The sequence below is a fragment of the Candidatus Eremiobacterota bacterium genome (genome assembly GCA_031082125.1).
GTDB lineage: Bacteria > Vulcanimicrobiota > CADAWZ01 > CADAWZ01 > Ess09-12 > Ess09-12.
The window spans coordinates 1-15,380 of record JAVHLM010000009.1; the positions used below are offsets into that span (position 1 = coordinate 1).

At 56.1% G+C, this 15,380-nt stretch carries 12 protein-coding genes; 9 read left to right on the forward strand and 3 right to left on the reverse strand.

Translation table 11 applies throughout. The features are described 5' to 3' along the window. A partial coding sequence (locus RDV48_11870; protein MDQ7823485.1) for a hypothetical protein occupies positions 1–2,938 on the reverse strand: 2,938 nt, incomplete at its 3' end. A 231-nt stretch (positions 2,939–3,169) separates the two neighbouring features. Here RDV48_11870 and RDV48_11875 point away from each other — a divergent pair. Next, on the forward strand, positions 3,170–3,745 hold the full coding sequence (locus tag RDV48_11875) for a flavodoxin family protein (protein ID MDQ7823486.1): 576 nt from the start codon (positions 3,170–3,172) through the stop codon (positions 3,743–3,745). Between the two features lie 23 nt (positions 3,746–3,768). On the opposite strand, the gene RDV48_11880 is transcribed toward RDV48_11875, so the two are convergent. Then, positions 3,769–4,776, reverse strand: a complete 1,008-nt coding sequence (locus RDV48_11880; GenBank protein ID MDQ7823487.1) for an inorganic phosphate transporter — start codon at positions 4,774–4,776, stop codon at positions 3,769–3,771. 147 nt (positions 4,777–4,923) lie between these two features. Between RDV48_11880 and RDV48_11885 the strand changes: the two genes are divergently transcribed. The 4 genes from RDV48_11885 (at position 4,924) to RDV48_11900 (ending at position 9,026) form a co-directional block, all read left to right on the forward strand. Beyond that, on the forward strand, positions 4,924–5,292 hold the full coding sequence (locus tag RDV48_11885) for a hypothetical protein (protein ID MDQ7823488.1): 369 nt from the start codon (positions 4,924–4,926) through the stop codon (positions 5,290–5,292). 16 nt (positions 5,293–5,308) lie between these two features. Next, entirely contained in the window at positions 5,309–7,309 is a 2,001-nt protein-coding gene (locus tag RDV48_11890; GenBank protein ID MDQ7823489.1) for a cache domain-containing protein, read from the forward strand. 201 nt (positions 7,310–7,510) lie between these two features. Then, positions 7,511–8,314, forward strand: coding sequence for a hypothetical protein (locus tag RDV48_11895; protein MDQ7823490.1), 804 nt, complete (start codon positions 7,511–7,513; stop codon positions 8,312–8,314). Positions 8,315–8,342: 28 nt separating this feature from the next. After that, the gene (locus RDV48_11900; GenBank protein MDQ7823491.1) at positions 8,343–9,026 is read left to right on the forward strand and encodes an ankyrin repeat domain-containing protein; all 684 of its coding nucleotides are present in this window, start codon (positions 8,343–8,345) and stop codon (positions 9,024–9,026) included. Here the strand turns inward: RDV48_11900 and RDV48_11905 are convergent. Further along, entirely contained in the window at positions 9,004–11,085 is a 2,082-nt protein-coding gene (locus RDV48_11905) for an ATP-binding protein (GenBank protein ID MDQ7823492.1), read from the reverse strand. The genes RDV48_11900 and RDV48_11905 overlap by 23 nt on opposite strands. Before the next feature lie 211 nt (positions 11,086–11,296). Here RDV48_11905 and RDV48_11910 point away from each other — a divergent pair, with 211 nt between their 5' ends. The 4 genes from RDV48_11910 (at position 11,297) to RDV48_11925 (ending at position 15,380) form a co-directional block, all read left to right on the forward strand. Further along, positions 11,297–12,451 (forward strand): SPFH domain-containing protein, encoded by a 1,155-nt coding sequence (locus tag RDV48_11910; GenBank protein MDQ7823493.1) that lies wholly within the window; start codon positions 11,297–11,299, stop codon positions 12,449–12,451. Positions 12,452–12,540: 89 nt separating this feature from the next. Further along, on the forward strand, positions 12,541–14,439 hold the full coding sequence (locus tag RDV48_11915) for a hypothetical protein (GenBank protein ID MDQ7823494.1): 1,899 nt from the start codon (positions 12,541–12,543) through the stop codon (positions 14,437–14,439). Then, positions 14,417–14,815: a prepilin-type N-terminal cleavage/methylation domain-containing protein gene (locus RDV48_11920; GenBank protein MDQ7823495.1), complete on the forward strand. Its 399-nt coding sequence runs from the start codon at positions 14,417–14,419 to the stop codon at positions 14,813–14,815. Before RDV48_11915 ends, RDV48_11920 begins: the two co-directional genes overlap by 23 nt. 34 nt (positions 14,816–14,849) lie before the next feature. Beyond that, positions 14,850–15,380, forward strand: a complete 531-nt coding sequence (locus tag RDV48_11925) for a hypothetical protein (protein ID MDQ7823496.1) — start codon at positions 14,850–14,852, stop codon at positions 15,378–15,380.

The following is a 15,380-nucleotide window of genomic DNA, read 5'->3' on the forward strand; positions in this document are numbered from 1 at the left end:
TGGACTTCATCGAGCTCTGCTCCACCCGCACGTGGGATGCAGAGAGGTTGCTGTCCTTCTTCAGGTCATTGTAGAATTCCTTGAGGGCCCCGGCATCCTCGGTGGACTTCATCGAGCTCTGCTCCACCCGCACGTGGGATGCAGAGAGGTTGCTGTCCTTCTTCAGGTCATTGTAGAATTCCTTGAGGGCCCCGGCATCCTCGGTGGACTTCATCGAGCTCTGCTCCACCCGCACGTGGGCTGCCGACACTTCGCTGTCCTTCTTCATCTCGGCATAGAGCTCTTTTACCGCGCCGGGAGCCTCCCTGGATTTTAAGGCGCTCTGCTCCACCCGCACGTGGGCTGCCGACACTTCGCTGTCGCCCCTCATCTCGAGGTAAAGATTCTTCAGGGCCCCGGGATCCTCATAGCTCTTGAGGGATCCCTTCTCCAGGCTCACGTGGGCCGCAGAGAGGTCGCTGTCCTTCTTCATTTCGACATAGAGCTCTTTCACCGCGCCGGGAGCTTCCCTGGATTTCAGGGCGCTCTGCTCAAGCACCACCTCTTTTGCCGCCACGTTGGGATTCTTGCCGGCGGCGGTGAGGTACTGCTTCAGGGCACCGGGATCTTCCTGGGAGATGATGGCGCTTGTCCTCACTTTTATTTCATGCGCGGCCACCTCGGGATTCTTGCCGGCGGCAGCGATATAGTCCTTCATCGCGAAAGAGTCGTCAAAGCTCTTGAGGGCGCTCTCCCTTATCCTCACCTCCGATGCGGCCACGTCGGCGTTCCTGGCTGCCGAGGCAAGGTATTGTTTCCCGGCCTCGGGAGATTCCTGGGATTTCAGCGCGCTTTCGCGTACCCTGATCTCCGATGCCGCCAGCTCCGGGCGCTGGCTGGTGAGGTTGTTGAACTCCTTGAGAGCCTGGGTGCCCTGGGGGGTCTCCATGGCCGAAGCCTTTACCTTCAGACTCGATGAAGCCACATCAGGAGCTTTCGCCATCTGCTTGTTGAGCTCGGCCTGTTTCTCCACGCCAAGCTTGCTCTTGAGGGCGGTGCTCCAGGCCTCCATCTCCTTGGCGGCAAGCTCAGGGTGCTGGCTCACTTCGGTATTGTACTTGCTCACGACCTCCTGCCCGGTTTTTGACTTCATCGCGCTTGACTTGATCCCGAGCCAGGACAGGGCTGAGCCCATGCCTTTCGAGACACCGTCCAGCACGGCGCCGATGCTCCCTTTGCCCCCTTCGCTCTGCATGGCGGCAGTGCTGGTCTTCAGGATGTTCTTCGAGACGCCGGTATAGTTAGAGGAATTAGTGAGGAGATCTTCAAGGGCCTGATGACCGTCGGCCGTCTCCTGGGCCTTTGCCTGGACGGCCAGCAGCTGGGACGAGAGCTCGCTGTCCTTTGACGCATGGTAGACGAGACCGGAGAAAGCACCCACGCCCCTCGTGTCCTTTTTCCCCGGGCGCTCAGCGTCAGGGCCGAAGAGGGGAGTCTTCGTCGCCTCGGCCTGCGCTTTCACCAGGGCAGACGAGAGGCCGGTATCTTTTGACGACGCCACGAGGAATTCCTTGAGAGCCGCTTTTCCTTCATCGCTTCGCGCGGCGGAGCCCTGGACCTTCAGGAGCATGGTGGAGAGGTCGTGATCTTTTGCGCTCTCCTGCAGGAGGGCCGCCACATCGCTCCTGCCCGCTTCTGTCGCGAGGGAGCTCGCCTGGAGCTTCATATAGGCAGCCGAGAGGGACTCGTTCTTCCGCCCTCCGAGAGCCCCATAAAATTCAGTGAGAAGCTTCCTTCCCTCCTCTGAAGAGGCGGCCCTTCTCAGGGTGCCGGTGAGAGCCCCTGCAAGAGTGGGGTCCTCTGCCGCTTTTGCGAGGAGCCCGGCGACAGCTTTCTTACCCTCATCGGTCTTGAGGGCCGCGAGCTGCGCCTGGAGAAGGCTTTTTGAAAGGGCGGGATCTTTTGATGCCTCCAGATACATATCAGTCAGCAGCAGCTTTCCCCCGTCGGCAGCCGGTTTTGCAGCGCCAGGTGCCGCGGCCTTCTCGCCTTCTGCCGCCGCTGCCTTCTGCCCATCGGGTGCCACTGCTTTCTCTGCTTCCCCTCCAAGCGCTGCACTGTGGACCTGTAAAAGCTCTGCGGCAAGGGAGGGATTCTTTGCCACCTCACCCATGAACTCACCAAGGGCCTTTTTCCCCCCGTCAGTCATGGAAGACGAGAGATGCTGCTCCAGGAGGCTCCCTGCAAGCCCGCCGTCCTGGGAGGCCTCACGGAAGAGCGCCGAGATCACCTGCGGGCCTCCCCCGGTCTTCAGCACGCCGAGCTGCATCTCCAGAAAAAGCTGCGAGGCCTTGGGATCCTGGGAAACCTGATCATAGAGGGCTTTCACGGAATCCCTGCCCTCCTTTGTCTTCATCGATTCAACCTGTGAGCGGAAAAAGTCTGTTGAGAGGCTGGGGTCTTTCGCCATTTTCCCGAAAAGGGCCGAGCTGTCTTCCAGCCTGATCTTCACCGGCGTCGCGACGGAAGGCGTTTGCGGTGCGATGATGGTGTTATCGGCACCTACAGAGACGGTCATGGTGTCGCCTGATTCTTTCAGCGCCGGGGTCTGGCTGATGTCGGCAGGCTTTTTATCCTGCGGCACCGTCACTTCTGTCACGCTTTTCTCTCCTGGGGCTGTGACAGTATCGGGCTGGGCAGGCCGGGGAGATTCTTTGTCACCGGGGGGAAGCGCAGGAGCCTCAAAATCCTTTAAAGAAGGCTGCCGCGAGAAGGTATCGGAGATTTGCCCCTCCTTGCCGGCTCCCGGTGGTGTCGGTGCCTCCCCTGCCTTATGGCCCAGGTCCACCTTGTCGCGGGCCTGGCCGGCCTGGAGGCCTTCGGCAGCGGCCGGCCTCTCCTCGCCAAGCTTCTGGAAATGAGCAAAACCTTTGCTGTCGCCAATTTTTCCGGTGTCCATATGCATCCCCCTGTCTTCTGAAGGAGTGGGTGACTGCGCTCTCTGTCCCCTGCCATTGTATCAAAAATATGCCTTCATGACAAGAAATTTTTCCGGTACCCCCAGGCCATTTACCGCCTGTCATTAAAGAGGAAAAGGATATTTGCCGCCCGCTCTGTAATTTTTTATCAGTGATACGCTCCTTTCTCAAAAGGAGTCACAGGAAAAAAGAGAGCACAAGGAGGAGATGAGATGAAAGTAATCGGCTTTATGGCAAGCCCCCGCAAAGGATCTAATACCGATGCCCTGCTCCGCCAGATACTGGAAGGCGCACACGAGCAGGGAGCTGAGACTGAGATTTTCTATCTCAACGATCACAAGTACGGCCAGTGCCAGGCCTGCTATTACTGCGCCCAGCATGACGGCGAGTGCCGCCTCAAGGACGACATGCAGATCTTCTACAAGGCCATCAGGGAATGCGATGCCTTCACCATCGCGACGCCCGTTTACATGGGCCAGATGTCGGGAATCGCCAAGATATTCTTTGACCGCCTCGTGGCCTTCATGAGGCCTGACTTCACCTCAAGGCTGAAACCCTCGATGAAGGTGCTGATGGCTTACGCGCAGGCCCAGCCTGATCACCACATGTTCAGCGCTTACTTCAAGTATACCAACGAGATGTTCGGCTTCCTGAGTTACCAGCCGATGCCTTACTTCGCCGCCGCAGGGGTAATGAACAAGGGAGATCTCGAGAAGAAGACGGAGCTCATGGAAGAGGCGAAAGAGGCAGGGAGAGTGCTGGCAGGCAAGGTGGAAGTGCCGGTGTAAAAGACCGGGGCCTGCCTTTTTTTTCAGCAGAGGCCAATCAGATCGACAAGCCAGAAGATAAGGGCCGAGATCAGGGCCGATGCCGGGATAGTGAGGATCCAGGCGACCACTATGTTCCCCGCTATCCCCCATTTCACGGCACTCAGACGTTTTGTGGCACCTACGCCCAGGATGCTCGAGGAGATTACGTGGGTGGTGCTGATAGGCGCGCCGAAATGGGTGGCCGTCGTGATGACAAGCGCGGCGGAGGTCTCGGCGGCAAAGCCATGGATTGTCTCGAGCTTGAAGATCTTGTGGCCCATCGTTTTGATGATGCGCCACCCTCCCGATGAAGTGCCCATAGCCATTGCGCAGGCACAGGCTAGCTTGACCCAGAGAGGCACCTCCACGGTGGGGATATAGCCGAAAAGAAAGAGGGCGAGGGTGATGATGCCCATGGATTTCTGGGCATCGTTAGTGCCATGGGAGAGGGCCATGAAAGCCGACGAGACAAGCTGCAGCTTCCCGAAGACTCTCCTCACCGTGTGGGGGTGGGACTTGCAGAAGATCCATGAAAGGGCCAGCATGAAGAGAAAGCCGGCGGTAAAGCCTGCAAAAGGCGACATTACCAGAGGCAGGACAACCTTCTCCATGATGGATGCCACGTTGAGGGTTCTGACACCGCGGTATGCAATGGCGGCCCCTATAAGGCCGCCGATGAGGGCATGGGACGAGCTGCTCGGGAGCCCCAAATACCACGTGATGAGGTTCCATATAATGGCGCCGACAAGCGCCGCAAGAACGAGGGCCTGGCATCCCTCGACAATCTTCACATTCACTATGCCTGCCCCTATGGTTTTTGCCACTTCGGTGCCCATGAGGGCGCCCGCAAAATTAAGGACCGCTGCCATGAAAACCGCTGCCCGAGGCGAGAGCACACGGGTAGAGATAACTGTAGCAATGGCATTTGCCGTATCATGAAACCCGTTTATGTAATCAAAAACGAGTGCAAGAATCACTATCATCAGGAAGAGAAAAAGGGCTTCATTCATAGTGGGCACCCCTGGTTTTCAAAGCATGCCAATGGCATGTGAAGAGACATTCTTCCCTTTTCCTTTTCCTCCTCTCGAGGTATTCCCCTGTGGAGGAAAACAGGGCGGCGCCCTCTAATCTGTAAGAAACCCGGGAGGTGCAAGCCGATGCAAAAAATCCTTATGGCCGTTCTCATCACTCTCTTCCTCGCCAGCCTTCCTGTCTGTGCCGGTGAAACGTCATGGTACAAAGGCATGACGCACTGCCATACCAACGAGTCAGACGGCGACTCGCCGCCTGATGTCACCACTTTCTGGTACAGGCATAACAGCTATAATTTCCGCGTCATTACCGACCACAACAAGGTCACCTCTTATAAGGGTCTCAACTCCAGGTCCTTCATTGTCATTCCCGGCGAGGAAGTGACGGCGAAATTCGAAAAAAAACACCTCCATGTCAATGCCATCAATATCAAGGAGACGATGGAGCCCGAGAGCGGCGAAAAAGCATACACCCAGCCCTGTTTTTTGAAATAATCATGTAATTCTGACCATGAAACCCGCAAGAAGCATAAAAACCCATATCATTATCGCATTCGTGGCCTTGATTGCCTCCCTGGGAATCATCAAGACCGCGATGAACCATTTCATCGTAAGGTACTATGTCCTCGACAGGGCCAAGAAACAGCTCCAGAGCGACCTCAGGATGGCGCAGTTCGTCTTTGACCAGGAGCTTTTCAGGATACGGTCCGTAGTCTCCCTCGCGAAAGCCGGAGACGATCTCGGAGAGTTCCGCGGAAGGGAGGGACTTGACTATCTTGTGCTGGTCAGGGAGGGGGACTCTACGAAAAGCAGGATAGTCAAGAAAGCGGAACAGACCCGCAGGGAGTCGCTGGGCACGAGGATCATAGGCGAAGAGGAGCTGAAGTCCCTCGGACAGAGCCTCTGCGAGCGCTCCGAGATGGAGATCATCGACACGCCGCAGTCGCGCCCCTCGAAGGAGAAAGTGCTGAAAAGAGCCATGGCGCTTGAGTATGCCCGCCCCTTTTTCGATTGGAACGGCAACTATATAGGAATCCTTGCGGGAGGGGAGATCCTCAACAGGAACTTCACCCTCGTGGACAGGATTCACGACACGGTCTTTGAAGACAGGAGGGCCGATCAGAAGACCACGGACATCGTGACCATATTCATTGATGACGTGCGCGTCGCCACTAACGTGCTGGACGACAGCGGGAAGCGCGCAGTGGGTACCAGGGCACCTTCCAGAGCTTATGAAAAGGTGATCCGCCAGGGGGCCATGTGCCTGGACAGGGCCTTTGTCGTCACCGACCGGTACCTCACGGCCTATGAGCCTATAAAGAACATCGACGGCGAGATAATCGGCATGCTCTACGTGGGAACCATGGAGAAGCCTTTCAGGAAGATGGAGTGGAATATCTTCCTGAGCCTCTCTGCAGGCCTCCTGGTCGTGATAATCATTGCCCTCATTATCGCCTTCCTGCTGGTGGAGACTATCGCCGGCCCCATCCTGAAGGTCCTTGGCGGCATCGAGGATCTTTCACACGGCAGCCTTGACTGCCGCGTGGAGGAAAAAACTGCCGTGAAGGAGCTTGACGCGCTGGCGAGCTCCTTCAACTCGATGGCCACAGCCATACAGGAGAGGGAGAAGAGCCTCATCACCGCCAATGAAAAGCTGGAAAAAACGAGCCTGAAGCTGGAGATCACCGATGAGAAGCTGCAGAATGCCAATGAAAAACTGGAGACGGCCACTTCAAAGCTGGAAGACGCCAAAAGCAGGCTTGAGGCTCTCAACAGCAGCTACCTTGGCCTTATGAGCTTCCTGTCCCGTGAACTCAAGGGCATCATCTCCTCGATGATGATGAATACCTCCTCGGTGCGAGATGGCATAATTGGCGTCATAGATTCAAGGCAGCGCATTGCTCTTGACGCCGTTGCAGGGGAACTCGACTATCTCAATGCAACAGTGAACAATTTCCTGAGTCTGAGCCGTCTTGAAAAGGACGAAGCGGTTCTCTCAAAACGCGCGGTGCTCCTCAATGAGGAAATCTTTCATGGTGCCCTTGAGGTGATTGCAAAGGCCGCCGCTGAGAAGAACATTAAAATCATAAATAACCTTGGCAAGAATATCAAGGTCCTGGCAGATCCTGATCTCCTCCTCGTCATGGCTAATAACCTCGCCGGAAATGCCCTCAATTACTGCCCGCCCGGTGGGAGAATAATCCTTTCAGGGAGAGCTGAAGGCTCTTTTGCCACCATTGAGCTTTACAATGACAGCAGGTCCCTCACCGGCGAGGAAAAGGAGAAGCTTTTCAGGAAGTTCTCGCGCCTTTCGGCAGATGAGACAGGAGGCGTCAGGGGAGCAGGCCTTGGCCTTTTCATTGCCAGGGAAATCATCGAAAAGCATGGCGGGAGGATCTGGGCCGAGGCCCGGGAAAAGGGAAATGCCTTCATATTTCGGATGGAGAGGGAAATCAGCGGTGATGAGACCGCCGAGCATAATCAGGTGAAAGAGAGTGAGACTGTTGAATGAGTGTCCGGAGAGGCGGTAAGGGCCGAGATTGCCAGCAGGATCGGAAGACTCCCAAGGCGGGGAGCTGGAAGAAAGCCGAGAGGAGAAGGAAGCGGAAAGACAGAATGTAAGAACGGCATATCCCGGTCAGGCATGAAAAGTACCCGCGGACATAGCGGGATCTGAGGATCCATGGAAAAAGGGGAAGAAGGGACATCACCTATGGAAGAGACAGAGAGGCTCGAAAAATTCCCTCCCGCTGCGCTTGCAGCGCTTTCGGCCCGGATGGCGGCCAGGGTGGCTCCTCTCGCCATCCTTGGCGGCGCCGCGAGGAACTGCTATGTGCGCTGCTCGATTGCCTTCGCCCTGACTTATGCGAAAGGCTCTTATGGCGGCGATGAGGGATGGAAGCGTTACAAGGCCCATGATGAATACATAAGGAGGCTCCGCAACGCGATAATGGCCCAGGATGTTGCTTTCAGAATGAGTGAAAGGCACAGGATGGGCGGCCGTTATCTATCTCCCTGTGAAGAGGTCCGGGAGGTTGAAAAAGCATGGCTTGCGGTACAGAAAAGCTCTCATGAGCACTGGCCGGCCCATGCGGCACTGAGAGTGGCTGACAGCGCATACTGGTGCGCCCGTGGAGAGCTTGCAGCGGTCATGGCCGCCTGGATGACCCTTCATCCCGAGGATCAGAGGTGGATTAACGATAACGCCCGCTGGGCAGCCATCGAATGGGCAAAAACTGCGCTTGAATACAGTGGAACAGCAGGTGAAAAGGCTCCCGCTGCCGCCCGCTCTGACCTGGAGAGGCTCAAGGAGCTTCAGGACAGGTCACCGCTGGAACAGATTGACGGAGGGCCGGGAGGGCCCCTCGGGGAGCTCTGGCCCCCGGGAGCCGGTCCTTCCCATGATGACGGGAGCGCCTTCATCATGGAGAGCCGCTGCGGCCTTATCATATATGATTACGAGGCGCACCGCACGCCTGGCGAGAGGCTTCAGGGCCTCTTCGCACAGGTGCTGTAATTTTAACACCAGACTGGGGGAAACTCATATGAAAACAAAGCATGCGCTCCTGCTTCTGCTCACCGGCTGCACCTGCCTTGCCGCCTATCACCTTGACAACGTTTTTCACCGGGCGGCGGCCCTTTCTCCCCGCTCCCTCACCGATCCTCTCTGGATCTTTCTCTGCTGCCTTGCCCGGCTCCACGAAAGGGTCATGGAGCTCCCCCTGGTCCTCAAGGTGCTCCTCGTCGTCGCAGGCCTTGCCGCCATCCTGGTCTTTCTCCACTGGCTCAAGCCTCAGTGGGGCTCATCGCTCCACCATGCAGCCCACAGGGGCGATCTTGTGACGGCAAGGCTCCTGCTCCTTGCGGGGGCCAATGCCAACGAGAAGGATATTGACGGGACTTCGCCCCTTCACCTGGCCTCTCTGCAGGGCAACTATGAAGTCGCGGCACTCCTCGTAGAGAAGGGGGCCGACGTGAACGCCACGGACTGCCACCTCATGACGCCCCTCCACTTTGCCGCTTCCCTCAGGACGGACTATCGTACAAATGTTCCCCCTGAAAGCCAGCCTCACCAACTGAAAAACAAGGTGAAGACTGCGATGCTCCTCATTGAAAAGGGAGCCGACATGACCTGCCGCGACGAGAACCACCAGACGGCCCTCGAACTGGCGGTCTCAAGGGGCTTTGCCGACATGGAGGCAATGCTCAGGGAGTATGGCGCCCACTGATCCCGAGCGCTTTTTCCACTTGCTCCCTCAGCAGGTGGGTGTTGAGGGGCATGGGGATAATGGCGTCAAACTGTCCTTCCCATTCGGGGAGCAAGTGGGACGAGATGAGAATCACGGGGATTCCCAGAGCCTCATGGACCGTTTTGAGCACAGAGCGCAGCTTGAGCACTTCCATATCGGGAAGCCTCTCATAGAGTATGATACACTCAGGCTTCGAGGAGAGCACTTTCCCGATGACCTCCTTGCCTGATTTCACGCGGGCTATGGTGTAGCTGTCTTCAGGAAGAGCCAGTGACAAAAGTGAAGCTGCACGATCATCGGCTCCCGCAACAAGAATGAAGCTCTTTTTTTTGTCGCTCTCAAGGGGAGGCGAGCCTTTATCGAGGCTGAAGAAGAAACCGGCTCCCCTGCCGGGAGCGCTCTTCACGGTAATGTCCGAGCCTTGGCCTTCCAGGAACCTCTTCACTATGTAAAGCCCGAGGCCCGAACCGCGGCGCTCGCCTTTTGCCTGCCCGTATTTCTCGAATATCTTCTGCTGCTCCGCTTCAGGAATGCCGCTTCCCGTGTCTTCGACGCTGAAGGCAATCTTATCTCCCTCGAGCTGCGCCGTGACCGATACAGTCCCCCCTTCGGGGGTGAAGCGCAGGGCATTTGAGAGCAGGTTGAATAAGATCTCCCTCACCTTGTCCCTGTCGGCATGAACCCACAGGCCCCCGCCGCAGCGGAACTCCATGCTGACCTTACCAAGCAGCGCGATCCCTTCAAAGGCTTTCCTGAGATCGGCCACAAGGCCGTCAAGAGGAAAGTCCTCGGGATGGTAGGTCACCTGTCCCGCCTCGAGCCTTGCGTCATTAATGATGTTATTGATCATCGAGAGAAGTATCTCGCCTGAATCGCGGGCCAGGCCGGCAAACTCAAGCTTCTTGTCGCAGATCTCCCCGAACCTGGGATCCACGATAAGGCGCAGGTAGCTTAATATGGCCGTAAGGGGGCTCTTCAGGTCATGGACCAGGGTATGAACAAACTCATCGCGGGTCTTCTCGAGCTTCTGCTCTGATTCCTTGCGCTCGGTGATGTCGCGCGATATGGAGAGCACCACCTTTTTCCCCCGGAGCCTGAAGAGGTGGGCGCTGACCTCCACGGGTATCATCCTGCCGTCTTTCGTGATCTGGACTGTCTCACAGGTATCGTGGCCTCTATCAATAAGGCTCATATTGTATTCCACGCATGTATCAGCTTCTTCCCGTGGAAGAAAGTCGCCGGGGGACATGGCGAGGAACTCTTCCCTCCCATACCCAAGCATCCTGCAGATCACGCTGTTCACCTCGATGAAGAAGTCGGCCCTGCCCTCGTCGGTGAGACCGTAAAGAAACATCATGTCATTGGCGTTATGAAAAAGCTCCCTGAATTTTTCCTCTGACTCCCTGAGAGCCTCGTTTTTTTCCTCAAGTTCAAGCGTGCGGAGGCGTATTTTCTCCTCAAGCTCATCATGGGCTCTCTTGAGGGCTTCCTCGGCCTTTTTTCTCCAGACCACGTTGGCCAGAGTGTCGGCCGCCCCCCTGAGAAAGTCAACTTCCCCCTTATCATGGGTGTGGCCTTCATCAAGGTAAAGGCAGATAACGCCAAGTATTGTGGTGCCGCGGCTGATCGGCACGCAACAGTGGCCGTGAGGTTTTATATCCTTATAGCAGATCGAATGGCGCTCATCCAGTGAGCACGATTGCTGAATCTCATTTTTCACTGCAGCGATGCCGCAGTGGCAGTGACCCAGGGGCACCTGTCTGCAAGCGGCCTTTACATGGTCGTCAAGGCCGCTTGAGGCTCTCATCACCAGCGAGCCGCTCTCCTCATCAACAAGAAATACCCCTCCCTTTGACTGCACGATAAGCCAGGGCAACGAAAGAATGAGGCCAAGCGCCTTCGAGAGGAGCTCTTCAAGGGGAATATCCTCGAGGGAAAGCAGAAGAAGGCCGTTGAGGGCGCGCTGGATCTCCGCCGTTCTCTCCAGTTTCTCCCCGGTGTCACTGCAGGATGTCCTGCCTTTTCCTTTTGTTGCCATTGAAGCCTCCCTGTCTGTGGTATTTTTCTTGCTGGTGAGGAATATTTCCTCCATTGCTGCGGGGCATAGCCATAAAAACCACACTTCACAAGAATTCACCAAATGAATGTCAAAAGACCTAGACATTCTGGAGTACAGATAATTTGCCCCGCCTGTGCTAAAATAACTACAATGGGACTCATCGTATCCATCATAAAGGAGGCTTGTAATCATGTTCTTTTTCAGAAGGATTACTGCCAAGCCCAGCGAGTGCCTTATCATCATCAAGGACGGGAAAATGCAGAACATGGGCAACGGGGCGAGCGTTGTGGTTTATCCATGGGACAGTTTCGTCTTTGTGCCCACCACCACCATGGAATACTGCTTCCAGATGCACCAGGAGAGCGTGGACGGCATCACCCTGAGGTTCAAGGGGATCGTGATTTACCGCATCACCGATGTGGAGCTTGCCGCATCGCTCTTCGATTTCATCCCTGGCCGCGATCCCATAGCCCGCGCGCTGGGCGACATCTGCCTCGGCGAGCTCCGCGCCATCGTGGCGGCAATGACCATGGACCAGTGCATCAACGAGAGGAAAACAACCCTCACCGAGCATCTCAAGGAGGCCGTGATCCCCATCGTGGAAGGCCATGGCGACAAAAAAGGATGGGGGATCAAGGTGGACGTCCTCCAGGTGGCCCAGGTCTTCTGCCCCGATGAAAAGCTCCTCGCGCAGCTCCAGGCCGAGGCCCGCGACAAGATAAGGAAAACGGCGCAGTTCTCCGAGATCGAGACCAGCAAGTCCGTGACCATAGCGCAGATGGACTCGGAGCTCGAGATGGCGAGCCAGACGCTGCAGCTCGAGAAGGACAGGCTCGAGAAGAAAAGGGAGCTTGACGACAAGAGGATCACGGCGGACAACAGCATCAAGATAGCGGAGCTTGAGAAAAGCCGCGAATACGAGGAGAAGAAGATTGCCGCCGACGCCGCCCTGAAGATATCGGAGCTCGAGAGCAGGAAGCTCTCCGAGGAGAAGAAAATCACCATCGAAAGCGAGCTGAAGCTCTTCGAGATTGAGAAGCAGAAAGAGATAGCCCGCCAGGAGCTGGAGCTCAGGGAGCTCCAGTCAAAGGTGAACGAGATCACTCTGAATGACGAGGTTCACAAGGAAAAGATCCTCATGGAGATCAAGAAGGAGATCCTGCCCCTGGAGATGCTTCCCCAGCTGACACAGAACCTCTCGGGCATTTTCAAGGACGCCAGGATATCCTTCTCAGGGAACGACAACCCCCTACAGGGCTCCCTGATGAGCTCCATCGATCTGGTCTTTGACAGGATAAAGGATGTATACAGGAAAGGGAACGGCGCCCCGGGTGAAAAACCTTAGCGCGGCCGGTGTGATAGCAAAAAGGGGACAGGCTTGGAGTCTGCCCCCTTTTTTGCTATAATATATCCATAAAACCTGAGGGGGGGCTTATGAAAAAACGCTGTCCCTTGAAGCCGTCACGAGGCCTTATCCTCATGACGGCAATCTTTCTCGTGCTCATCATTTTCGCCCTTGTCGTCGTCACTGTCTCCATGGTGCGCCAGAACATCCTGTTCACCAGGTACAGCCATTTCAAAACCAGGGCTTACTGCCTTGCCAAGGGGGCCGTCAACCTCGCGCTGAAAGAGATGGTAAGTGACACCGGCAGCTCATGGGACACCGACCACCTGGTAAGCAGTTCATTGAGCTCTTGGCCCGTAAATAATCCTCCCTCATCTGTCTACCAGCGCGATGAGGGAGCCGACAGGATCCAGGCATGGATTACCCAGAGCACGGTCCCCGGCATACTTTATATCCACGGCCGAGGCATAGTGAACTATGCGAGCCCCCAGAGGGTATGGCAGGATTATGTGGCCGTCGTGAAAAAGGACACGACGATGCCGGTGGTCTATGCTACGAGAAACGTCGCCGGCGCTGACCCGGTATACTACCGCGAGGGTGGGGGAGTGTGGAAGCTGGTGGAGGACGTTCCTCTCCGGGTATACTGGAAGAACAACTTCACCAAGGAGATAAAAAACGAGAGCGCCAAGCCCACCGATTCGAACTATAACTATAAAATTGCTCCCCGTATAAGGGATCTATGCGCCGACAACAAGGGCAACCTTTACGGGGTATGGCCCAAGATCGGCCCCGACGCCCTTTACCGCTATAATCCCTCCCGGGGATGGGAGTCCATAAAACCTCCGAGCCAGGTGTACTACAACAGCAAGGGCGAGCCCACCTGCAAGGAGACAAAGCCCGTGCAGTGGCTCGGCGATCTTGCCACTGACGGTGAAAAGTACCTCTATGCCCGCTGGAACAAGGGGGGCCCTGATACCATCTACCGCCTCGACCTCGAAAAGCTCAACGATCCTGAAAATCCCACGTGGGAGAATCTCCCCCCGGCACCGAACAGCCATTACCTCAACAGGGTGAATGAAAACGGCAGGCCCATCCTCAAGGAGCCCGACAATTTCGCCTGTAATCTCTCCAACCTCTGCGTTGACAAGAACGGCAACCTCTATGCGCGCTATAACAGGGAAGGCATCGACACGGTGTACCGATTCCCCAATGGCTTCAAAGAGGTTCCCCAGGGAGCCTCACCCCCCCAGGTGGGCATAGATAAAGATTGGCAGTGCCTTCCCGCAGCGCCGAAAGAATACTACCGGTATAAAAACGACAATCCCGACGAGCCTTTTGTGAAATATACCCCTCCGGATCGTTACGCAGGCAATATCCAGGCTCTTTCAGTCACGCCCGAGGGAACACTTTACGGCCGCTATAACATAGCAGGTCCCGATACCCTTTACTGCTTTGAGGCAGGGCAGAAAACCGAAGAAGAGATTTACAATACGGAATGGAGCACCATAGAGCCGGTGAAATTCGACTACTACCAGGAAAACTGGGAAGAAATCGATGAGGACGATGGAGATGATACTGAAGACAATGAGGTCCCTGAGGAGCCCGAAGATCTTGATAACGACAGGAATGGCCTGAATGCCCATCTGAACTTCAAGGCCACCTCAACGGACTCGGACGGCTTGCTCTACCTGCTCAGCTCTGTCGCCTACCGCCCCGACTCCATAAGGACTTTCAACGGAAGCTCCTACAGCGCGTCGAAGCCCGGCGATGCCTACGGCATCCTGAGGCCCATGCTCGCCAAGCGCTTCAAATACCTCGCAGATCCCGCCAACTCAGCGCAGAAAAAATTCCAGTGGTGTGATCTTGAAAAAGAGGACAAGGAGGGAAACCTCAGCAAGAAGCGCGAGCGGGTAATCCGTGAGATCTGCGGGGGAGGAAAGCCCGGCGAAGGGGGAAGAAGCGTCTATGTGGTCATCTCGAACCTTTAGCGGCTCTCCGGGGGGCTTCACCCTTGCCGAGCTGCTGGTGGCGCTTGCCATCCTCTCCATTGCAGCCCTTGGCCTTGTGGGGGCCCAGCTCTATTCCATGAAGGCCGGCGGGGGCAGCAGGATGCGCCACACGGCAAGCACCATCGCATACCGCATAATGGTCGAGACCGAGGATACCCTCAGGAAAGACTTCCTCACCAGCGTCACCACGGCGAAAACCGGTGTCCCCGGCCAGGAAGGCTTTCAATACCAGGTCCATGACGCCCTTGAAGGAGGCGCCACTGATCTCAAGAAAATCACCGTCACCGTATACTGGGAAGAAGAAGGGGCGGAGCGTGAATATTCGGTCTTCACCTATATCTACAAGTATAACTAAAGGCGGCAGGAACAGATGCCTCAGGGCAGCGGGATTGAGCGGCATCAGCCTCGTGGAGACGCTTGTCGTTGTAGGCCTTTTCTCAGCAATTCTTCTTATTATCATCCTTATGCAGAAAGGTGGATTCAATGCCTTCCAGAAGACGCAGGTCCATGGCGACACCTACCGGATGGCGATGCTTACCGCCGAGCACCTCAAGAGGGAACTCCAGTATGTGCAGGTGACCCAGTGCGACGTGCCGGGAAAACTGAAGTACAAAGCACCGAAATATGTGAACGGCCAGATGTACGTCAATGCTTCAGGCTGTATCGAATGGGACACCGAGGTGACCCTTTCCCTGGAGCCTGACAACAAAGGCAGTATGACTCTCATAAGGTCACAGCAGGGTACTCCCCTGAGAAATCTGTGTTCCCTGGGAAACGGCGGAGAGATTCTCTTTTCGATGCCTCAGGATAAAATCCTTGAGGTATCGATCTCCGCCAGGGTGACCGATCCCACCGCCAAGATCAAGGAGAGCGACTACCGCCTCACCACGAAGTTCTACCTTCCCAACCAGGAAATCTAG